The sequence below is a fragment of the Streptomyces gelaticus genome, assembly GCF_014649535.1.
Classification (GTDB): domain Bacteria; phylum Actinomycetota; class Actinomycetes; order Streptomycetales; family Streptomycetaceae; genus Streptomyces; species Streptomyces gelaticus.
This window is the reverse complement of record NZ_BMTF01000012.1, coordinates 93422-111767: the sequence shown is the minus strand read 5'-3', so window position 1 is coordinate 111767 and position 18346 is coordinate 93422. Positions and strand designations below refer to the sequence as shown.

Genomic DNA, 18346 nt, shown 5'->3' with positions numbered 1-18346 from the left:
GGCGATGCGCCACGCGGCGGGGCCGCGCAAGCAGCTCGGCATCCCGACCGTCTTCAACGCGCTGGGCCCGCTGACCAATCCGGCGGCACCCACCGCGCAGGCGGTCGGGGTCGCCGACGCCCGGCTGCTTCCGCTGATCGCCGGAGCGCTGGCCCGGTTCGGCGGCCGGGGCCTGGTCTTCCGGGGCGACGACGGGCTCGACGAGCTCACCGTCACCACCACGTCCACCGTGCTGGCCGTGGACGACGGCGACATCAGGCGGGAGCGCTTCGACCCGCGCGACGTGGGGATCGCTCTCGCGCCGCTGGAGGCACTGCGGGGGGAGGACGCCGCGTACAACGCCACCGTCGCCCGGCGCGTCCTCGACGGCGAGCGCGGCCCGGTGCGGGACGCGGTGCTGCTCTCCGCGGGCGCCGCGCTCGTGGCGGGCGAACCGGCCAGGGGCCGTACCGTCACCGAACGCCTGGGCCGGGCGGTGGAGGCGGCGGGCCGGGCGATCGACTCCGGCGCCGCGGCCGACACCCTCGATCGGTGGGTACGGGCCACCTCGGCTCCGCACCCACCGGTCGTCGGGGCCCCGGTCACCCGGGTCGCGACGGCGGCGTAGCCGGGGGCCGAGGACAGGTGGGGACGGTGGACGGCGCCATGGCGGTACTTCCCGGGACACCGGGGGTACGGCCATGGCGCGTCCACGCGGTCACCGGGCAGGGGTGGGCTCGCGGAGCCGGTCCCGCTCCTGGTCCGCCCCGCCGGCCGTGGCCGGCTCCGTGCCGTCCTGGGCGAGCGGCCCGGACTCCGTCCGCGAGGACCCCCGGAACTTCTCACGCCGGATCCAGGAGAGGGCCGGCGACGTGATGCCCGTGGTGATCAGCGCCATCAGCACCAGCATGGTGAACAGATCGGGCCCGATCACACCGAGTTCGAGCCCCAGGTTCAGCACCACCAGCTCGGTCAGGCCCCGGCAGTTCATCAGCGCCCCGATCGACAGGGAGTCGCGCCAGGACCGCCCCGCGAGCCGGGCCCCGCCCGTGCTCCCGCCCCACTTGCCGAGCATCGCGACGGCGAGCACCGCCAGCGCCCACAGCCACTGGACAGGGTCGGCGGCCAGCAGCGAGACATCGGTGCGCAGCCCGGTGGAGACGAAGAACAGCGGCAGCAGCACCGGAACCGAGAACGCGCGCAGCCGCGCCGTGCAGCGTTCGACGACCCTCGACCCCCGCGGAGTGACCAGGCCGAAGACAAAGGCGCCGAACAGCGCGTGCACCCCGATCCTGTCGGTGGCCAGTGCGGAGAGGCACAGGCCGCTGAAGAGAACGACGAGGACCACGCCGTCCGCCATCCGCTCGGCCCGCTCCGCCCATCGGGCGAGCAGCGGACGCAGCGCGTAGATCATGACGGCGAGGAAGACCGCGGCGAACGCCGCCGTCGTCAGCGCCTCGGCCGGCGACCCGCTCGTCGACACCGCGACCACCGCCGCCAGCAGGCACCAGGCGGTCACGTCGTCGACCGCCGCGCACGCCATGGCCAGCGAGCCGATCCGGGTACCGATCAGGCCCCGGTCGGTGAGTACCCGGGCGAGGACGGGGAACGCGGTGATGCTCATCGACACGGCGATGAACAGCACGAACGGCAACCGGCCCACGCCCGGCGGCGCGAACGAGCCGAACATCGCGAGGGCCAGCAGCGAGCCCAGGACCAGCGGCAGGACGATGCTCGCCTGACTGACCGCGACCGCGGTCCCGCGATGGCCGCGCAAGGTGCCGAGATCCAGTTCGAGGCCGATCAGGAACATGAAGGCCAGCAGGCCGATGTTGCCGAAGGCGCTGATGTAGGGCAGCACAGAATCGGGGAACAGCCAGGTCTGTGCCGCGGGCGAGACCCAGCCCAGCAGCGACGGCCCCAGCATGATGCCGAGGGTGATCTCACCGATGACCGGCGGCTGGCCGAACCTGCGGAAGAGCTGGGCGCCCGCCTGGCACACCAGGATGACCACCGGGATGGCGATCAGGAGATCGGGCAGGGGGTCACGTGCCGACACGGCCGGCTCCTTCCTTGGCGGCCGCCGTGGCGTCCGACCAGCGTGCGTAGCGGCGCCGCCCGTACAACAGCGGCTGGGCGGACTCGTCGGCGGTGAACCGCCGTACCTGGGCAAAGACGGTGGTGTGGTCCCCGACCTCCCGCGTGCCGACCACCGCGCAGTCGGCGATGGCGTGCGCGGCCTCCGTCAGATGCGGGCCGCCCGCGCCCAGCGGCAGCCGCCACTCGCTCAGCGCGAACCGGTCGGGGTTGCCGGAGCTGAAGAGGTCGGAGGTGCCGTGTGCGTCCTCGTGCAGCAGATTGAGGGCCAACTGCCCACTGGACAGCACGGATTCGGTGGTGGGGCTCGCCGTGCGCAGGCAGATCACGAGCGTCGGCGGGGAGAGCGCCACGCTCGCCAGCGAACTGCAGGTCATCCCGCGGGGTGTGCCATCGGCGTCGAGCGTCGTCACCACGGAGACGCCAGAGGGGAAACTGCCCATCAGCGGGCGTATGTCGGCTTCCGGAACGGGCCGGTCGGTCATGGTTTCTCCTGTCGAAGACGTGTGCCGCGCGCCCGGCAGCCGGCCGGAGAGGAGTCCCGGCTGCCGGGCGGCGCGGTGCGGCACGACTACTTGCCGTGCAGCCGGCGGAGCGCCTCGTAGGTGCTCGGCAGGGAATTGAGGAGTTCCTGCTGTTCCTGCTTGACCTGGGTGAACATGGCCTGAGCGGCGGCCACGGACTCCGGCTTGTGGTAGAGGATCGGCAGCGGTGCATCCGGCTCCAGACCGAGGCCGGCGAAGATGCAGTAATAGCGCTCGTTGGTCCAGAAGTTACGGAATTCCGCCTCGAAGTTCCCGTAGTACGTCGTGTCGTCGGTGGCCGCGGGATTGACCGGAAGACCCGCCTTGTACGCGTCGATCTTCTCGCGGATGCTCGGGGCGAGTTTCAGTTCCTTGTTGGCGCGCCAGAAGGGCGAGTCGGTGCGCGGCGCGAAGTAGAAATGTGTCTGGATGAAATCGCGGGTGTCGTCGAACATCACCTCGATTTCCTTGTTGAAGTTGTCGACCAGGGCCTGGTTGAACGTCTTGTCCGGGAAGTGCTTGGCCAGCTGGTAGGCGGCGGCGGTGATGAAGTAGATGCCGGTGGACTCCAGGGGCTCCAGGAAGGCGCTGGAAAGGCCGATGCCGATGACGTTCTTCACCCACGCGCGGCGATTGCGGCCGACCCGGAACTTCACGTGGTTGAACTCGGTGGTCTCGGGGTCCAGGCCCCACAGCTCACAGAACTCGGCGGTGGCCTCCTCCTGCGTGGTGAAGCGGCTGGAGTAGACGTAACCGGTGCCGAAGCGGCCCAGCATCGGTATCTTCCAGGTCCACCCGGAGGACATGGCGATCGCCGAGGTGTACGGCTCCACACCGTGGGCCTCGTCGTCGTGCGGCACGGCCGTGGCGACCGCGCGGTCGCACAGCAGCTGGTCGCTCATGTCGACGAAGGGTTCCTCCATCGCCTGGTTCATCAGCAGGCTGCGGAAGCCGGAGCAGTCCACGAACAGGTCCGCGTCAAGGACCCGGCCCTCCTTGGTGTGCAGGGCCTTGACGAAGCCCCGCTCGTCCTTCTCGACGCGCGTCATCTCGTCCTGGACGTGGCGCACGCCCTGCTTCTCGGTGGCGAACCGGCGCAGGAAGTCCGCGACGAGCGCCGCGTCGAAGTGCCACGCGTACCGGGTGGGGGAGGAGCCGTCCAGGTGCCGCGGCGCCTTGTTGGCGTCCATCAGCGGCGCCTCGCGGAAGCAGGCGTAGTCGTACGGCTCGTCCGTCTTCCCCTCGAACTTGTTCTTGAACCAGTAGTGCGACATCGGAACGTTGTCGTGCTCCGGGCTGATGCCGAACGGGTGGTAGAAGTGGTCCGGACCGCCCTTGTCGAGCTCACGCGGACTGCTCTGGCCCTTGCCCGGAGTACGCCAGTTGATGAAGCGGACCGCCATCTTGTAACTGGCGTTGCACTCGCGCATCCACTCCTCCTCCTCGATTCCGAGGAAGTCGAAGAGAACGCGGTGCAGATTGGGCACGGTGGCCTCGCCCACACCGATGCGCGGAATGCTCGGCGCCTCCAGGACCGTGACGTCGACCGTGTTGTGGAGGGCCTTGCCGAGATAGGCGGCGGTCATCCAGCCGGCCGTACCGCCGCCGAGGATCACGACCTTCTTGATGGCGTTGTCTGTTGCGGTGGAGGTGCCCGTCATATCGAAATTCCTCTTCTGGCGGAGTTGTGGTGGCGGAACTGTGGGGATGGCCAGAGTCGGCAGCATCTCTACGGCACTTCTATAACCCGGTCGAAAAGGCCGAATGAGATCGTTCGGAGCCGTGATTTATGGAGGGCGTATAGCGCGCGGGCACAGCCTGGGACCTGTTCATTCCGCACTCGTATCTCCCAGCAGAGGATGGCCGCATCACATGGCGAGCACAGAACGGGAGCCGGAGACGGGGCTGAAAGGCATCCTTTCCACTGTGGGAGGAACCCCGCTCGTAGAGCTCGAACGGTTGATGCCGGGGTTCACCTCGCGGGTGTTCGCCAAGGTGGAGCGTTTCAACCCCGGCGGCAGTGTCAAGGACCGCTCCGCGCTGAACATGGTGGCCACGAAGATCCGGTCCGGGGAGCTCGTCCCGGGCCGTTCGACGGTCATCGAGTCCAGCTCGGGAAACCTCGCGATCGGGCTCGCGCAGATCTGCGGCTACTACGGCCTGCGGCTCGTCTGTGTGGTGGACACCCGCACCACCAGGCAGAACATCGGGATCCTGCGGGCCTACGGGGCCGAGGTCGAGATCATCACCGAGCCCGACCCGGCCACCGGGGAACTGCTGCCCGCCCGGCTGCACAGGGTCGCCGAACTCGTGGCGACCACTCCTGACGCCTACTGGCCCGATCAGTACGCCAATCCGCTCAACCGGCGGGCCCACGAGACCACGATGGCGGAGGTCGCCGAAGCACTCGACGGCAAGGTCGACCAGCTCGTCGTGGCCGCAGGCACCAGCGGCACGCTCGGCGGCTGCGCCGAGTACATCCGCCGGCACCGCCTCGGCACGACCGTCAACGCGGTCGATGCCCTCGGCAGTGCGCTGTTCGACTCACCCGTCGACTGCGCCCGCCTGGTGCCCGGCCACGGCGCGTCCGTCGCGCCCAGACTGCTGCGGCGGGCGGACGCCGACCGTGTGGTGCACGTCGGCGACCTCGACTGCGTGGTGGGCTGCCGCACCCTGGTGCGCCGCGAGGCGATCCTCGCCGGCGGCTCGTCGGGCGCGGTCGTCGCGGCCCTGACCCGGCTCGCCCCGGACATACCGCCCGGTTCCAACGTCGTGATCGTGCTGCCCGACGGTGGTGACCGCTACCTCGACACGATCTACGACGACACCTGGGTGCAGCGGCACTTCGGGGATGTCGCCCACCTGTGGGGCGGCCCCACGACCACGGGCATCGTCGGACAACTGGCCGATATAGCCCGCTAATAGCACGTCACCGCAGGATTTCTTCACCAGCGAGCAGAACCAGATACCCGAGCAGAACCGAACCGAGACCCGGAGGCACCACATGACCACCCAGATCGCCGACCTCAGCACCGAGCGCAAGGCCGAGATCAAGGAAATCGTCTGCGACATCCTCGAATTGGAGCTCGACGAGGTCACCGACACCAGCCTCTTCAAGGAGGAGCACGACGCCGACTCTCTGCGCACCATCGAGATCCTCGCCTCCATGGAGCGCAACTTCGGTCTCGTCCTGGAGCAGGCGGAGCTCAGCCGCATGGTCAACCTGGCGGGCGTGTACGCCGTGGTCGCGGAGGCCGAGGGAAAGTGAGCGGAGCGACGGGCGGCACGGCGCCGCGCACGACCCCCCGGCACCGGGTGGTGATCACCGGGCTCGGCGTGGTGACCAGCATCGGCACCGGGGTGGACGCCTTCGCCGACGGCCTGCGGGCCGGGCGCAGCGGCGCCAAGCCGATCGGCGCCTTCGACACCACAGGATTCGCTTACTCCAACGCCTGCGAGATCACCGATTTCGACCCCGGGGCATGGCTGCGCGACATGGCGGCCGAGGAGCTCGGCCGGGCCGCGCAGTTCGCGGTGGCCGGCAGCCGGATGGCGGTCGCGGACGCGGGACTCACCGAGGACGACGTACGGGCCAGACGCACCCTGGTCTCGGTCGGCACCACCGACGGTGAGTCCCGTGACCTGGACCATCTGATCGGTCTGCAGGTCGCCGAGGGCGAGGACCGGCTCGACGCCACCGTCGCACGCCGGGTGTGGCCCGGCCGGCTCTCCGCCGGCATCGTCCGCGAACTCGGCCTGGAGGACGTGGAGACGGTCACCGTCCCCACCGCCTGCGCGGCCGGCAACTACGCGGTCGGCTCCGGCTACGACGCGATCAGCTCCGGTGATGTCGAGATGGCGCTGTGCGGCGGGGCCGACGCCCTGTGCCGCAAGACGTTCACCGGCTTCTACCGGCTCGGCACCATCGCCCCCGACGTGTGCCGTCCCTTCGACGCCGACCGGCAGGGCATCCTGACCGGCGAGGGCGCTGGGATCCTCCTGATGGAGTCCCTGGAGTCCGCGCTGGACCGCGGCGCCCGCATCTATGCGGAGGTGCTGGGATACGGGCTGTCCTGCGACGCGAGCCATCCGGTCGCGCCCGACCGGGACTCCATCGCGCGCTGCATCACCGCCGCCCACCGCAACGCGGGCATCGAGGCGCGCGACGTGGACTTCATCTCGGCGCACGGCACCGGGACCAAGGCCAACGACGTCACCGAGGTCGGCGCGATCCGGCAGGTCTTCGGCGACGAACTGCCGCGCACCGTGTCGATCAAGTCGATGATCGGCCACACCATGGGCGCCGCGAGCGCGCTGGCCGCCGCGGCCTGTTCCCTGGCCCTGCGCGAGGGCTTCATTCCGCCGACCATCAACCACCGCACCACCGACCCCGAGTGCGCGGTCGACTGCGTACCCAACAAGGCGGTCGAGGCCCGGCTGCGGGTCGTGCAGAACAACGGCCTCGCCTTCGGCGGGAACAACGCGGTCCTGATGCTCGGCCACTGGGACGCGAACACGGCCGACAACCTGCCCGCCGACGCCGCAGCGGCGGCGTGAACCGGCCCGACGTGGCCTGAGAGGAGTTGAACGGCATGTCAGCCGACGCGGTCACCACCGCGCAGGACCTGGTCGTTTCGGGCTGGGCTGTGTCCTCCCCGTACGGGCTGGGCCGGGACGGGTTCACGACCGGACTGCGCGAGGGACGGCGCGCCGTCGCCACCCTCGACAGCGAGCAGTGGCCGGTGCCCTACGACGAGGCCGGACTCATTCCCGGCTTCGACATCAAGGCCGTCCTCGGCCGCAAGGGCACCCGCTCCATGGACCGGGTCACCGCCATCGCCGCCACCACAGTGGGCATGCTCCTGGAGGAGTACGGGACGGGCCTGGCCGCCGACCCCGAGAGCACGGGCCTGGTGCTCGGCACTTCCGGCAGCGTCCAATCGATCATGGACTTCACCCGGGACGCACTCACCGGCAAGGCACCCTACCTGGTCGACCCCGCCAGGTTCCCCAACACCGTGATGAACTGCCCCACCGGGCAGAGCGCCATCCGGCACACGCTCAAGGGCCCCAACGTCACCGTCTCCGGTGGCGCCGCCACCGGACTGCTCGCGCTCAACTACGCCTCCCGGCTGCTGCGCGGCGGCCACGCCACCACACTCCTCGCAGGCGCCGCCGAGGAGTTCTCGGTACAGCGCGCCCGGCTGGAGCAGGTCGCCGACCACGGCGGCAGCGCCGCCGAACCGCTCGGCGAGGGCGCCGCACTCTTCCTCCTGGAGAGCGGGGCGGCGGCCAGGGACAGCGGACGTACCGTCCTCGCCACGGTGCTCGGCTGCCGCTTCCGGGCCTTCCGGAGCACGGGCCGTGCCTCCGCCGTCCTGAAGAGCTGCATCGACGACGTCCTGGCCGCCGCCGGGCGGGGCCCCGACGACATCGCGCTCATCGCCCCCGGCACCCCGCCCGGTGTCTTCGGTAAGGAGGAGAAGGTGGCACTGGACGGCTTCGCCGCGCCGCGCCTCGCGGTCCGCCCCCTCATCGGCGACACCACCGCCGCCGGCGCCGCCTTCCAACTCGCCGCCGTGCTCGCCGAGTCGGCCGCCCGCCCGGAGCTCGCGGACCGGCTCGCCCTGGTCACCGCCGTCGACCGGGACGGCACCGTCGGCGCGGCCCTGATCCGCCTCGGCTGAGCCGCCACCACTCCCGTACCCCGCCCCCCGTACCCCCCGCCCCGTCCTCCCGCACAGCACTCGCAGAAAGGGCACGCACCATGTCCGACACTCCCAGGCCGGTAGCACTAGTCACCGGTGGATCGCGCGGTATCGGGCGGTCCGTCGTGGAGGTCCTGGCCCGCGACGGGTACGACGTGGCCCTGTGCTACCAGTCCCGGACCGAGGCGGCCCAGCTCGCCGCGAAGGCGGCCCAGGAACACGGGGCCCGGACCCTGACCGGCCGCGTCGACGTCACCGAACGGGACCAGGTGCGCGCCTTCGTCGCCGAGGCCGAGAACACCCTCGGCCCGGTCGACACCCTCGTCACCGCTGCCGGAATCGTCCGGGACAGCAACCTGGCCACGCTCACCGACGACGACTGGGACGCCGTGGTGCGCACCAACCTCGACGGCACGTACAACTTCGCCAGGACGCTCGTCTTCCCGATGATGAAGCGCCGTCGGGGCACCGTGATCACCCTCTCCTCGGTCGCGGCCCAGGGACAGGCCGGCCAGACCAACTACTCGGCCTCCAAGGCCGGGATCATCGGCTTCACCAAGGCCCTGGCCAAGGAGGGCGGCCGGGCCGGGCTGCGCGCCAACACCGTGGCCCCCGGCTTCATCCGTACCGACATGACCGGCGGACTCTCCGAGAAGTACGCCAAGGACATGACCAGGAGCATTCCGCTCGGCCGGTTCGGGGAGCCCGAGGAGGTCGCCGAACTCGTGGCGTTCCTCGCCTCCGACCGTGCCGCCTACATCACCGGACAGGTCTTCTCCATCGACGGCGGCCTGGTCGTCTGAAACCCCGGTCCTCTCGTGATCCCAAGGAGTTCGCCATGACCGCCCGCACCACCAAGCCGCCCCGGTTCTACTTCAACCTGCGCAGCCCCTACAACTTCTTCGCCCTCGCCGACCTGGAGCGCGACCACCCGGAGCTTCTCGACCGCATCGAATGGCGCCCGTTCTGGGAGCCGGACCCGACCAGCGAGAAGCTGCTCGCCGAAGCCGCACCCGGCGCCGAGTTCCCGTTCCACCCGATGTCCCGCGCCAAGCAGTTCTACATCCTTCGTGATGTGCGCAGGCTCGCCGCCGCCCGCGGCATGGCGCTGACCTGGCCGGTGGACCGCAAGCCCTGGTGGGAGCCGGCCCACCTGACCTGGTTCCTCGCCGAGCGCGAGGGACTCGGCCGCAGCTGGGTCGAGCGCGCCGGACGGGCCCGCTGGCTGGAGGGGTATGACATCTGCGACCCGCACGTGGTGCGCGACCTGGCCGAGGAGATCGGCCTGGACGGTGCGGAGGTCGCCCAGGCCCCCCACCACCCGCTCGTGCGCGAGCAGGGCGTGCGGGCGCTGCTCGACGTGCACCGCGACGGCGTCTTCGGAGTGCCGTACTTCATCAACGGCAGCGAGCCGTACTGGGGCCTGGACCGCGTCACCGACTTCGCCGCCTCCTTCGCCCCCGCCACCGCCCCCGCGCCCGTCACCGCCGAGCCGCCCACCGTGCCCGCCGCGGGCCGGACCACCGACATGAGCCACGCGGGAGGCTGCGGATGAGCACCGCGACCGGCACCGGCGAGCACGCCACGGCCGAGGGAACCCTGCCGCTGACCGCCGTCCAGGAAGCGATGTGGACCGCGTACCGCGTCGCCCCGGAGAGCGCCGCCTACAACATCGTGATGCCGCTGCTGCTGCGCGGCCCCGTCGACCCGGCCGCCATGGCCGAGGCGGTCACCGCCGTCGGCGACAGGCAGGAGCTGTTGCGCTCGGTCTTCACCGAGCAGGGCGGCACACCGGTGCGCACCGCAGCCGAACGAGCCCTGGTCCGTATGGAGTTCAGTGACCTCGACGGCATCGACGAGGACGGTCTGCGACGGGCCGCCGAGGAGGCGGGCGCCCGCCCCTTCCGCCTGGAGTCCGGCACCTTCCGGGTCGTGCTGCTGCGCCGCTCCGACGACGAGTGGGCGCTCGTGACCGCCGCCCATCACATCGTCAGCGACTTCACCTCGCGCTGGCTGCTCGTCCGCGACCTGCTCGACGCCTACGCGGGCATCTCCACCGGCACCGCCCCGGCCTGGCGGCCCATTCCCGGCTCGTACGCCGACCATGCCGCCGAGGAACTGCGCCACATCGCCTCCGAGGCGGGGCACCGCGGCGCGGCCAGGTGGCGCGAGGCGGTTGCCGGAGCGCCCGCCGCGGAGCTGCCGCTGGACCGGCCGCGCCCCGTCGTGCGCTCCCTCCGGGGCGGCACCGTGGTACGGGTGCTCGCTCCGGCCACCGCCCAGGAGCTGGACGCGGCAGCCGACGACGCGGGTGTCACCCCGTTCGCGTATCTGCTCGGCGTCTTCCAGGCACTCACCCACCGCTGGACCGGCCAGGAGGAGTTCGTCCTCGGGGTGCCCGCGACCAGCCGGATGGGCAAAGCGCAGCGGGACGTGATCGGCTGCTTCCTCAACACCATGCCGGTACGGGCCGAGTTCGACGCCGCCAGTACCTTCCGGAGCACCGCCGCACTGGCCGGCGAGCGGGTGATGCGGGGCATGGTCAACGTCCGCTACCCGTGCGCCCTGGCCTTCCCGCAGGCCACCGTCTTCCGTACCGCGCTGTTCCTGGTCCAGATGGACCGGATGGACCCGCCGGTGCCCAACGTCCCGCCGGGGCAGGTCATCGGCCCGTCCGTCACGTACAAGGGGCTGGACATCGCCCTCATCGACGTCCCGCAGCAGGAGGGCCAGCTGGACCTGCTGCTGCGCATCGAGCAGACCCCCGACGGTGTCACCGCCGCCTTCTCGTACGACACCGACCTGCTCGATCGTGCCACGGTCGAGCGGTTCGCGGACGGTTACGAGCGGATGCTCGCCGCGGCCGTCGCCGACCCGGGGACCCGGATCGCCGACGTGGAACTGGCCGGACAGGACGAGACGGCCGCGCTGCTCGCCCTGGGCTCCACCTCCTTCGGTGACGTCGCCGATTTCGACGACTTCGAATCCTTCGAGAACTCCTGGGAACTTCGATGACCATGCGTATCGCGATCGTGGGTGCGGGACTCGGCGGGCTGACGGCCGCCGCCGCACTGCACCACCGGGGCCTGGACGTCCAGGTCTACGAGCGGGGGGAGGAGCTGCGCGAGCAGGGCGTCGGCATGCACCTCGGCCCCAACGGCACCCGACTGCTCCAACGACTCGGCCTCGGGCCGGAGCTGGAACGGTGTGCGGTGCGCCCCGAGGCCCTGGAGGTGCGGGCCTTCCACAACGGCGCCACCGTGGCCCGCCAGGAGATGGGCGAGGCGTGGCAGGAGCGGTTCCGTGCCCCGTACTACACCGTGCACCGCGGCGACCTGCACCGGATGCTGTCCTCGTGCGTCCCCGCCGAGCGGGTGCACACCGGCAAGGAGCTCGTCCGGTACGAGGAGACCGTGTACGGGGTCGTCCTGCACTTCGCGGACGGCACCGACGCCCACGCCGACGTGCTGATCGGCGCGGACGGCGTGCACTCGGCGGTCCGTCGCGCGGTCGCGGGCGCCGACACCCCGGTCTACTCCGGCGACAGCGCCCTGCGCGGTGTGGTCAATGCCGTGGACCTGCCGGACCTGGACCCCGCGCTGATGTACATGTACGCGGGCCCCACCGCGCGCGTCCTGCTCTACCCGGTCGCCGGGGGCCGGCAGTTCACCTACGTCGTGGTGACCCCGGCCGCCGAGGGCGCCGCCGAATCGTGGACCAGCGCGGGCGACCGCACCGACCTCGACGCCGTCCTGACGGGCTGGGACCCGGCCGTGCGCGCGCTCGCCGACGCCGCGGGCGAGGTGCGCCGCTGGGCGCTGTACGACCGCGCGCCGCTGGAGCGGTGGAGCACCTCCCGCACGACCCTGCTGGGCGACGCGGCCCACCCGATGCTCCCGTACCACGGGCAGGGCGCCAACCAGGCGGTGGAGGACGCCGTGGCGCTCGCCGTCTGCCTCGAAGAGGCGCCGCCCGGCGCGGACGGCATCGCCGCCGCACTGCGCCGCTACGAGGAGGCGCGCAGGCCGCACACCACGCGCGTGCAACTCGGCTCCCGGCCCGGGCAGCAGCCGAAGGACGTGTCCGCGCCCCGCCGCATCGACGCCGAGAGCGTCGACTGGGTATTCGACCACGATGTCGAGGCGGCCCTGCGCGGGACGCGGGACCGTCTTCCCCAGGCGGCCTGACGCACGGCCGGGACGCCGTCCCACCGAACAGGGGCCTCTGGCGCTCTCCCCGCGCCAGAGGCCCCTGGCGCCGGGTCGGCGGTGCATGGTCCGTGGTCGATCGTCACGGAGAGTGCAGGCGCCGGTTCGCTCGGATCTTCCTCACCACCCCCGAACCCGTCGCGGCCGAGGAACCACCGCCTGCGCCACGTCCGCCGCCCGGCGGCACCGGCCGAGCACGACCGGCTCCCGGACCCTGTCCCTCGCTGTCACACCCACCCGGCAGAATGGGCTCGGGGCCGCCGTGACGGCGACCCCGACCTGCTTCCGCAGGACCGACGACCACCGTCGTACGGTCTGCCAGGAGACACCCGGCGCCGGTTCGGGCCACACTGGCAGTGCCGTGCGGATGAGGAGGTGGAGGGAATGAGCGTTGCTGCCGATCACACCGGGCCGTGGACCGTCGCCGATGTCCTCGCGCTGCCGGAGGACCGCAGTGTCCGGTACGAGCTGCTGGGGGAGTCCCTGATGATGTCCCCCGCCCCCGGTCTGCGCCACCAGCGTGCGTCCTTCCGGCTCCACGTGGCCCTGGACGCCGCGGCCCGCGCCGCCGGTGCACCGGTCGAGATCCTGGAAGCCATCAATGTGACCCTGCCGTCCGGCCTGGTGGTGCCGGACATCGTGGTCGCCGACGCCGGTGCGACCGTCGACGACGGTGTCAGCATCGACGCCGAAGCCGTTCAGCTCGTGGTCGAGCTGGTCTCACCCGGCAACAAGACGATGGACCGGAAGTTCAAGCCCATGCTCTACGCCGAGGCCGCGATCCCGCACTACTGGCGCCTGGAATTCGACCCGGCACCCCGGCTGATCGTCACCGAGCTGGAGAACGGCCGGTACGTCGAGCAGACGCCCGCCCTGTCCGGCGAGGTCACCCGGCTCGACACCCCGTTCCCCTTCGCGATCGACCCGGCCGGGCTCGCCCGGCAGTAGCCGGCCGACATCCTCGAACACGCCATCCCTCGCCCCCAGAACCCCGCCGCGCGGTCCTTCCTCCACCTGCGCCAAGCCCCCGCCCTTGCTTTCCTTGGCCAGGACGGCGAGGGCGCCGGTCGTCAGGGGCGGATGGCGAGGGCTTGGAGGCGGGCGGCCACGGTCTGCGGGCCGAGTGTCGCGAGAGCCCACAGGGCACTGAGCCGATAGCCGGAGGACCAGATGCCCGTGGTCGGCGGCCGGAACGGGGCCACGGCGATGTTTCGGGCCGCGAACGGGGCGGGGTCGAGATAGCTCATGCCGCCGGTTCCACACAGATACGTGCGGGCACCTGTGACCGCGGCCAGGTCGGCGAGCCGCACAGATCGGCCCGGCCGGGCGGCCAGGCTGCTGCTGCTGAGGATCTGGCCCTGCCAGCCGAGCAGGTTCAGCAGGACACGGGTGGAGGCTTCGGCGACGGCCGCGGTCCGCCCGGTGGTGAAGGAGCCCAGCACCGGGTCCAGGGCCTGGGCGAGGGCGGGCCAGTGCGGGCTGGCCCCGTAGTGCTGCCGCAGCATCCCTGCGGTCCTGTGGCGGGCCAGGGCGGGGCCATCGATCACGGCGTCCCGGATGAGGGTGGGCCGCCCGCTGGGCAGGTGGGTGGGGATGGTGAGCCACTGCTGGCGGGCCGGGTCGCAGAGGCCGGCGAGGCGGGCTCGGTGCTGGTAGTCGCGGCGGGCGAACTGCACATCGTCCAGGACGATCCAGTAGTCCGCCGCGAACAGCTTGGCCAGCGTCGTCAGCCTCGGGAACACATTGGGCTGGTGGATGGAGCAGAGCCCGCCGGGGGCGGGTAGGTCACGAGGCGATGAGGCGGCTGGTGAAGCCGTCGTGGATGAGGGATTCGTACGCGGCATGCACGTCCTCCGGGACCTCCTGCTCGATGGCGAATCCGAGCTTCGGATACTCGATGACCCGTTGGAGGTCCCCGACGAGCATGTCCAGGACGAGCTTCTCGTCGCCGATGGACTTCAGATAGTCGTCGAACTCCAGCGGCTCCGATGCGCACAGGATCTCGACGTCGGGCCACAGCTTGCGGGCGGTCGCGAACGACCGCCTTTCCATATAGGGCTTGGAGACCAGCAGCACCGTGGTCGGATGGATGCCCGCGGCGGCAAGGACCTTGCGGGAGAAGGTGATGTTCTGCCCGGTGTTCGCCGCATTCGGCTCCAGCAAGATTGCCTCGGCGGGGACGCCGAGGTCGATGGCGTGCTCGCGGAAGTGGACGGCCTCCCCGCGGGGGAAGACTTTGGCGGTGGTGGGGCTGTTGCCGCCGGTGAACACCAGCGTCGGGAAGAGGCCGGAGCGGTACAGCTCGGCGGAGTGGGTTGCGACACCGAGGTCGTGGCTGCCCAGCCCGATCGCCGCGTCGACGGGTCGCAGCTCGTGGTGCATCTGGTGGTAGTCCCAGATCGTCTTGGCCTGGCACCACTGGCTCTCGGCGATGCCCTGCTGGTCGTTGGTCACGTGCTTCTCCCTGGTCACCGTTGCCGGGGGCCGGTCGGCCCATCGCCCATGGCGCTGATGCCCTCGATACTGCGCAGCTGGTGCACAAGTCCGTACTGCGCGGCCACCTTGGCGGCCTGGTCGAGGACGAGGAGTCCATCATCCCGGGTCGCCGCATCGGAGAGCAGGATGTGGCCATGAGCGGTGTCCAGTCGCACACGTTGCATCGGTGAGTCGGTCGTCCCGCTGCTGCGGGCGATGTCGATGAAGTGCAGGGCTTGGGTGAGGTCGCCGACGCCGCGGCGGGCGAGGGCGAGTTTCTGGTGGGCCACCGACCAGTCGTCCGGTTCGGTGAGGTCTTCGAAGTCGCGGGTAGCGGCGGTCATGACGCGGGTCGCATAGTCGTGCTGCCCGTCCTTGCTCAGCGCGGTCCCCACCCACAACCGGGCCCTCGCCCGGTCGCGCCGGGAGAGTCGGTCGTCGACGGCGAGGGTCTCGTAGTTGCGGGCGGCGATCTCCAGATTGCCGGACATCTCGGTGACCACGGCGAGGGACAACTCAAGCTGGGCGACGCGGCGGGGGATGTCGAGTTGGGTGAAGATCGCGCAGGCGTCGGCATAGGAGTGCTGGGCCGACAGCGGGCCGAGGACGACGCCCTGGTCGCGTTTGAGGTCGCCGAGCAGGGCGGTGGAGCGGGCGAAGAGGTACAGGCCCTTCTCGTCCAGCTCAGGGGCCTGGAACCGGCTCAGCCACCGGGTCAGGAGGCTGTTGGCGAAGGTGAAGTTCTGCCGGGACAAGGCGACCACGACCCGGTCCAGGTCATCCGCCCAGGACTCGTACTCCCAAGCCCTGGGACCGGAAGCGGTCACACGGCGGCGGGCGGCGGTCAGCGGGCTGGTCATCTCGGAGAGGAGTGTCTCGAATCGCAGGTGGATGGAGGCGTCCGCGCGGCCGAGGGCGGTGTCGAGGATGGCCTGCGTGTCGGGCCTGGGCTCGGTGTCGGCGAGTTTGGACTCCCATTTGGACACGGTCGCGACCGCCAGGCCGAGCCGCTGGGCGAAGGCCCGCACGCTCAGTCGCAGGGCGAGCCGCAGGGCCTTGGCCTCCAGGCCGGTCCAGTGGTGCACGGTCGCCACGCCTCACTCCCTTCCACCGGTCATCGAAGCAGACGCGTGCAGTCGGCGGGACGAAAGTGGAACGGAAGTAGAACGGCCGGTGATTGGCCGCTAGTCGGCCGGACGCCATGCTCGGAGTGTCACCGCTTGTCGAGTCTTTTGGACGGTCCTGAGCATGGAACCCCTCACGGAGCATCGCCCGGTCAACGGCCCGGTCGTTTACGGCTTCCTGCGACTGGTGCGGGTCTCCCAAGCACGGCAGGACGCACTGGTCGCCTCGCTCGCCGAGTACTGCCGCAGCCACGAACTGCAGCTGTCCGGCGTCTTCACCGACCGCGATGCCGTCGCCAGGCCCTCGGAGGCATTCGCCGGGCTGCTGGACGTGCTCGCGGTGCCGGACGTCTACGGTGTCGTCGCCCCGGCCATGTCGCACCTGGGGCCGAAGGCCATAGCTGCTGAACGCGGACGGCGGATCGAGTCGGCCGGCTCCCGGCTGCTGCTGGTCCGCCGTCCTCGTCCCACGCACCCGTCCGTCTCCCCCAGCGTCCTCATCCGCCGCCGCCATCCCGGCACCACCCGCGTCCTGGACGCCGAGTCATGAGGACCGTGATGACCAAGACGACCCAGCGGTTCTTCGAGGCCCGGCCCGAATCGGGTCGGCCAGGCACGGACATTCACCACCGAAACCCTGGCCGGCTGGGGCCTGTTGGGCCGCGTCGAGGACGTCCGGCTCTGCGTCTCCGAGCTCACCACCAACGCCCTGGTCCACGGCACCGCCCCCGGGCACGGCTTCCTGGTCAAGCTCGACGTCGAAGAGGAAGTCGTACGCATGGAAGTGCACGACAGCCGCCGCCAGCGCCCCGAGGCCCGCCAGGCCACCGCCACGGACACTTCCGGACGCGGGCTGACTCTGGTGAACGAACTCGCCGACGGCTGGGGAGTCGAGGACCGCACTCCGTTCGGGAAGATCGTCTGGTCCTGCTTCACTCTGCGCAACCGGCGCCGTCTCCCTGCGCGGCGAGGACTTCTCCCACCTGCGCAACGGCGCCTACGTCGCCACCGTCACCTCCAGCGAGGACGAACTCGACCTCGCCGGGCTCCCGGACGTCTACACCCGTACGCAGGTCGGCGACCACGTCACCCGCTACCAGACCACCGGCCATTACTTCTATCTGGCGAACGGCGGCAACGCCGTCAACTTCATCCACGGCGCCAGCGTTGGGCCGTTCATCTTCCTGGTCCAGGCCGAGATCCTCGCAGCGATCAGGATGCTCACCCGCGGCGACCTCGCCCCCGGCATCCATGAAGTCTCCGCACCCGACCGCGAAGCGATCGCGGCGACCTGGCTCTCCTACTTCAACAGGTGATCAGCATGCCCATCACAGCCGACCACATCTGCACCACCATTGCCGCCTACCTCGACGAACACCCTGAGGACAAACGCGAACTTGGCGTCGTACTCGGCCTCCTCGACGACGGCGACGACCTCACCAGCCGCAAGACCCTGCCCGGCCACGTCACCGTCGGCGCGATCCTCGTCGGCCCCGACGGCCGCATCCTGCACATTCTCCACAACGCGACCCAGAAGTGGCTGCTGCCTGGCGGTCATCTGGAGGCCCCGGACAACACGCTCCTGCAGGCCGCTGGCCGCGAACTTGCCGAGGAGACCGGCATCCCGCCCCACGTCGTTACCCCGCGCGGTGAGGTCCCGCTTCACGTCGACATCCACCCCATCGACGCCAACCCCGCCAAGGACGAACCCGCCCACCAGCACTTCGACTTCCGCTTCCTCTTCCACACCACCGCCAGCATCGGCGAACTGCAGGCCGAAGAGGTCTCCGACGCCGCCTGGCGCGAGGTCGAGAGCCTCCACGATGAGCGCCTCAAGCAGCGAGTTGTCCAAGCACTCCGCTGAGCCACAACTGGCTGCCCCGCAATCGAGTTCCTCACCGTGAGCGGGGCGGCCGCCCACCAACCTTGGGCGAGAGCATGCCCCACGTCCCCAAGCCACTGCAACGTATCTGCCAGCGAAAATACTTGACAGTCGTAGGTAATGGTGACGCCGTGTGCGGTGCGCCAGGAGCCGCTGTGCCGACTGGCGATCTCGGTGTGCAGCAGAGCGATCCCGGCGGCGCCCTCGGCGAGGGATTGCACCGTTCAGGGTTCGTTCTCCGGAGGTGGGGTGGGTTCTGCCAGGTGCGCGGCGTACTGGTCGAGGAGACTGTTCGCGCCCAGAAGTTTCTGGCGCAGTCGGAGAAGCTACAAGACGTGGTGCATCGGCG

Annotated in this window: 18 protein-coding genes and 3 pseudogenes; 15 read left to right on the top strand and 6 right to left on the bottom strand. The window is 70.6% G+C overall.

What is annotated here, in order from left to right; translation table 11 throughout:
* Positions 1–607: pseudogene (locus tag IE107_RS35040) on the top strand (anthranilate phosphoribosyltransferase); the annotation flags it as partial.
* A gap of 90 nt (positions 608–697) precedes the next feature.
* Here the strand turns inward: IE107_RS35040 and IE107_RS18845 are convergent.
* From IE107_RS18845 to IE107_RS18835, 3 genes are all read right to left on the bottom strand, one after another.
* Entirely contained in the window at positions 698–2038 is a 1341-nt protein-coding gene (locus IE107_RS18845) for a cation:proton antiporter (RefSeq protein WP_189544971.1), read from the bottom strand.
* Complete coding sequence (locus IE107_RS18840) at positions 2025–2561, bottom strand: flavin reductase family protein (protein WP_189544970.1); 537 nt, start codon at positions 2559–2561, stop codon at positions 2025–2027. Before IE107_RS18840 ends, IE107_RS18845 begins: the two co-directional genes overlap by 14 nt.
* Before the next feature lie 86 nt (positions 2562–2647).
* Complete coding sequence (locus tag IE107_RS18835) at positions 2648–4261, bottom strand: tryptophan halogenase family protein (RefSeq protein WP_189544969.1); 1614 nt, start codon at positions 4259–4261, stop codon at positions 2648–2650.
* A 211-nt stretch (positions 4262–4472) separates the two neighbouring features.
* Here IE107_RS18835 and sbnA point away from each other — a divergent pair, with 211 nt between their 5' ends.
* From sbnA to IE107_RS18790, 9 genes are all read left to right on the top strand, one after another.
* A complete protein-coding gene (sbnA, locus tag IE107_RS18830; protein ID WP_189544968.1) occupies positions 4473–5522 on the top strand; it encodes a 2,3-diaminopropionate biosynthesis protein SbnA in 1050 nt (349 codons plus the stop codon).
* An 82-nt stretch (positions 5523–5604) separates the two neighbouring features.
* Complete coding sequence (locus IE107_RS18825; RefSeq protein WP_189544967.1) at positions 5605–5868, top strand: acyl carrier protein; 264 nt, start codon at positions 5605–5607, stop codon at positions 5866–5868.
* Positions 5865–7157 carry a beta-ketoacyl-[acyl-carrier-protein] synthase family protein gene (locus IE107_RS18820; RefSeq protein ID WP_189544966.1) on the top strand — a complete coding sequence of 431 codons (1293 nt, stop codon included), beginning with the start codon at positions 5865–5867 and terminating at the stop codon, positions 7155–7157. Before IE107_RS18825 ends, IE107_RS18820 begins: the two co-directional genes overlap by 4 nt.
* 35 nt (positions 7158–7192) lie before the next feature.
* Positions 7193–8287, top strand: coding sequence for a beta-ketoacyl synthase N-terminal-like domain-containing protein (locus tag IE107_RS18815; RefSeq protein ID WP_189544965.1), 1095 nt, complete (start codon positions 7193–7195; stop codon positions 8285–8287).
* A gap of 80 nt (positions 8288–8367) precedes the next feature.
* On the top strand, positions 8368–9111 hold the full coding sequence (gene fabG, locus IE107_RS18810; RefSeq protein WP_189544964.1) for a 3-oxoacyl-ACP reductase FabG: 744 nt from the start codon (positions 8368–8370) through the stop codon (positions 9109–9111).
* 35 nt (positions 9112–9146) lie between these two features.
* Positions 9147–9863: a 2-hydroxychromene-2-carboxylate isomerase gene (locus tag IE107_RS18805; RefSeq protein ID WP_189544963.1), complete on the top strand. Its 717-nt coding sequence runs from the start codon at positions 9147–9149 to the stop codon at positions 9861–9863.
* Entirely contained in the window at positions 9860–11323 is a 1464-nt protein-coding gene (locus IE107_RS18800) for a condensation domain-containing protein (protein WP_189544962.1), read from the top strand. The genes IE107_RS18805 and IE107_RS18800 overlap by 4 nt, the downstream gene beginning before the upstream one ends.
* Positions 11320–12495 carry an FAD-dependent monooxygenase gene (locus IE107_RS18795; RefSeq protein ID WP_189544961.1) on the top strand — a complete coding sequence of 392 codons (1176 nt, stop codon included), beginning with the start codon at positions 11320–11322 and terminating at the stop codon, positions 12493–12495. Before IE107_RS18800 ends, IE107_RS18795 begins: the two co-directional genes overlap by 4 nt.
* A gap of 405 nt (positions 12496–12900) precedes the next feature.
* Positions 12901–13464 (top strand): Uma2 family endonuclease, encoded by a 564-nt coding sequence (locus tag IE107_RS18790; RefSeq protein ID WP_189544960.1) that lies wholly within the window; start codon positions 12901–12903, stop codon positions 13462–13464.
* Positions 13465–13586: 122 nt separating this feature from the next.
* Here the strand turns inward: IE107_RS18790 and IE107_RS18785 are convergent, their stop codons facing one another.
* From IE107_RS18785 to IE107_RS18775, 3 genes are read right to left on the bottom strand one after another with little or no spacing between them, the layout of a single operon-like run.
* On the bottom strand, positions 13587–14258 hold the full coding sequence (locus IE107_RS18785; RefSeq protein ID WP_229867079.1) for a WbqC family protein: 672 nt from the start codon (positions 14256–14258) through the stop codon (positions 13587–13589).
* Positions 14259–14301: 43 nt separating this feature from the next.
* A complete protein-coding gene (locus IE107_RS18780; protein WP_189544958.1) occupies positions 14302–14970 on the bottom strand; it encodes a YdcF family protein in 669 nt (222 codons plus the stop codon).
* A 14-nt stretch (positions 14971–14984) separates the two neighbouring features.
* Positions 14985–16085, bottom strand: a complete 1101-nt coding sequence (locus tag IE107_RS18775) for a helix-turn-helix domain-containing protein (RefSeq protein ID WP_189544957.1) — start codon at positions 16083–16085, stop codon at positions 14985–14987.
* A gap of 154 nt (positions 16086–16239) precedes the next feature.
* Between IE107_RS18775 and IE107_RS18770 the strand changes: the two genes are divergently transcribed.
* From IE107_RS18770 to IE107_RS35025, 5 genes and pseudogenes are all read left to right on the top strand, one after another.
* Positions 16240–16665 carry a hypothetical protein gene (locus tag IE107_RS18770; RefSeq protein ID WP_189544956.1) on the top strand — a complete coding sequence of 142 codons (426 nt, stop codon included), beginning with the start codon at positions 16240–16242 and terminating at the stop codon, positions 16663–16665.
* Positions 16666–16673: 8 nt separating this feature from the next.
* Positions 16674–17049: pseudogene (locus tag IE107_RS35035) on the top strand (ATP-binding protein); the annotation flags it as partial.
* A gap of 1 nt (position 17050) precedes the next feature.
* Positions 17051–17431 (top strand): annotated as a pseudogene (locus tag IE107_RS35030) (Rossmann-fold NAD(P)-binding domain-containing protein); the annotation flags it as partial.
* A 5-nt stretch (positions 17432–17436) separates the two neighbouring features.
* Positions 17437–17979 carry an NUDIX hydrolase gene (locus IE107_RS18760; protein ID WP_189544955.1) on the top strand — a complete coding sequence of 181 codons (543 nt, stop codon included), beginning with the start codon at positions 17437–17439 and terminating at the stop codon, positions 17977–17979.
* Between the two features lie 173 nt (positions 17980–18152).
* On the top strand, positions 18153–18346 hold a 194-nt coding region (locus IE107_RS35025; RefSeq protein ID WP_229867078.1), incomplete at its 3' end, for a hypothetical protein.

What these genes read in the sequence shown, in the direction of transcription:
- IE107_RS18795 (WP_189544961.1), top strand. Translation starts at nt 11,320, where the DNA reads ATGACCATGCGTATCGCGATCGTGGGTGCGGGACTCGGCGGGCTGACG.
- IE107_RS18800 (WP_189544962.1), top strand. Translation starts at nt 9,860, where the DNA reads ATGAGCACCGCGACCGGCACCGGCGAGCACGCCACGGCCGAGGGAACC.
- fabG (WP_189544964.1), top strand. Translation starts at nt 8,368, where the DNA reads ATGTCCGACACTCCCAGGCCGGTAGCACTAGTCACCGGTGGATCGCGC.
- IE107_RS18840 (WP_189544970.1), bottom strand. Translation starts at nt 2,561, where the DNA reads ATGACCGACCGGCCCGTTCCGGAAGCCGACATACGCCCGCTGATGGGC.
- IE107_RS18760 (WP_189544955.1), top strand. Translation starts at nt 17,437, where the DNA reads ATGCCCATCACAGCCGACCACATCTGCACCACCATTGCCGCCTACCTC.
- IE107_RS18805 (WP_189544963.1), top strand. Translation starts at nt 9,147, where the DNA reads ATGACCGCCCGCACCACCAAGCCGCCCCGGTTCTACTTCAACCTGCGC.
- IE107_RS18770 (WP_189544956.1), top strand. Translation starts at nt 16,240, where the DNA reads ATGGAACCCCTCACGGAGCATCGCCCGGTCAACGGCCCGGTCGTTTAC.
- IE107_RS18835 (WP_189544969.1), bottom strand. Translation starts at nt 4,261, where the DNA reads ATGACGGGCACCTCCACCGCAACAGACAACGCCATCAAGAAGGTCGTG.
- sbnA (WP_189544968.1), top strand. Translation starts at nt 4,473, where the DNA reads ATGGCGAGCACAGAACGGGAGCCGGAGACGGGGCTGAAAGGCATCCTT.
- IE107_RS18790 (WP_189544960.1), top strand. Translation starts at nt 12,901, where the DNA reads ATGAGCGTTGCTGCCGATCACACCGGGCCGTGGACCGTCGCCGATGTC.
- IE107_RS18825 (WP_189544967.1), top strand. Translation starts at nt 5,605, where the DNA reads ATGACCACCCAGATCGCCGACCTCAGCACCGAGCGCAAGGCCGAGATC.
- IE107_RS18815 (WP_189544965.1), top strand. Translation starts at nt 7,193, where the DNA reads ATGTCAGCCGACGCGGTCACCACCGCGCAGGACCTGGTCGTTTCGGGC.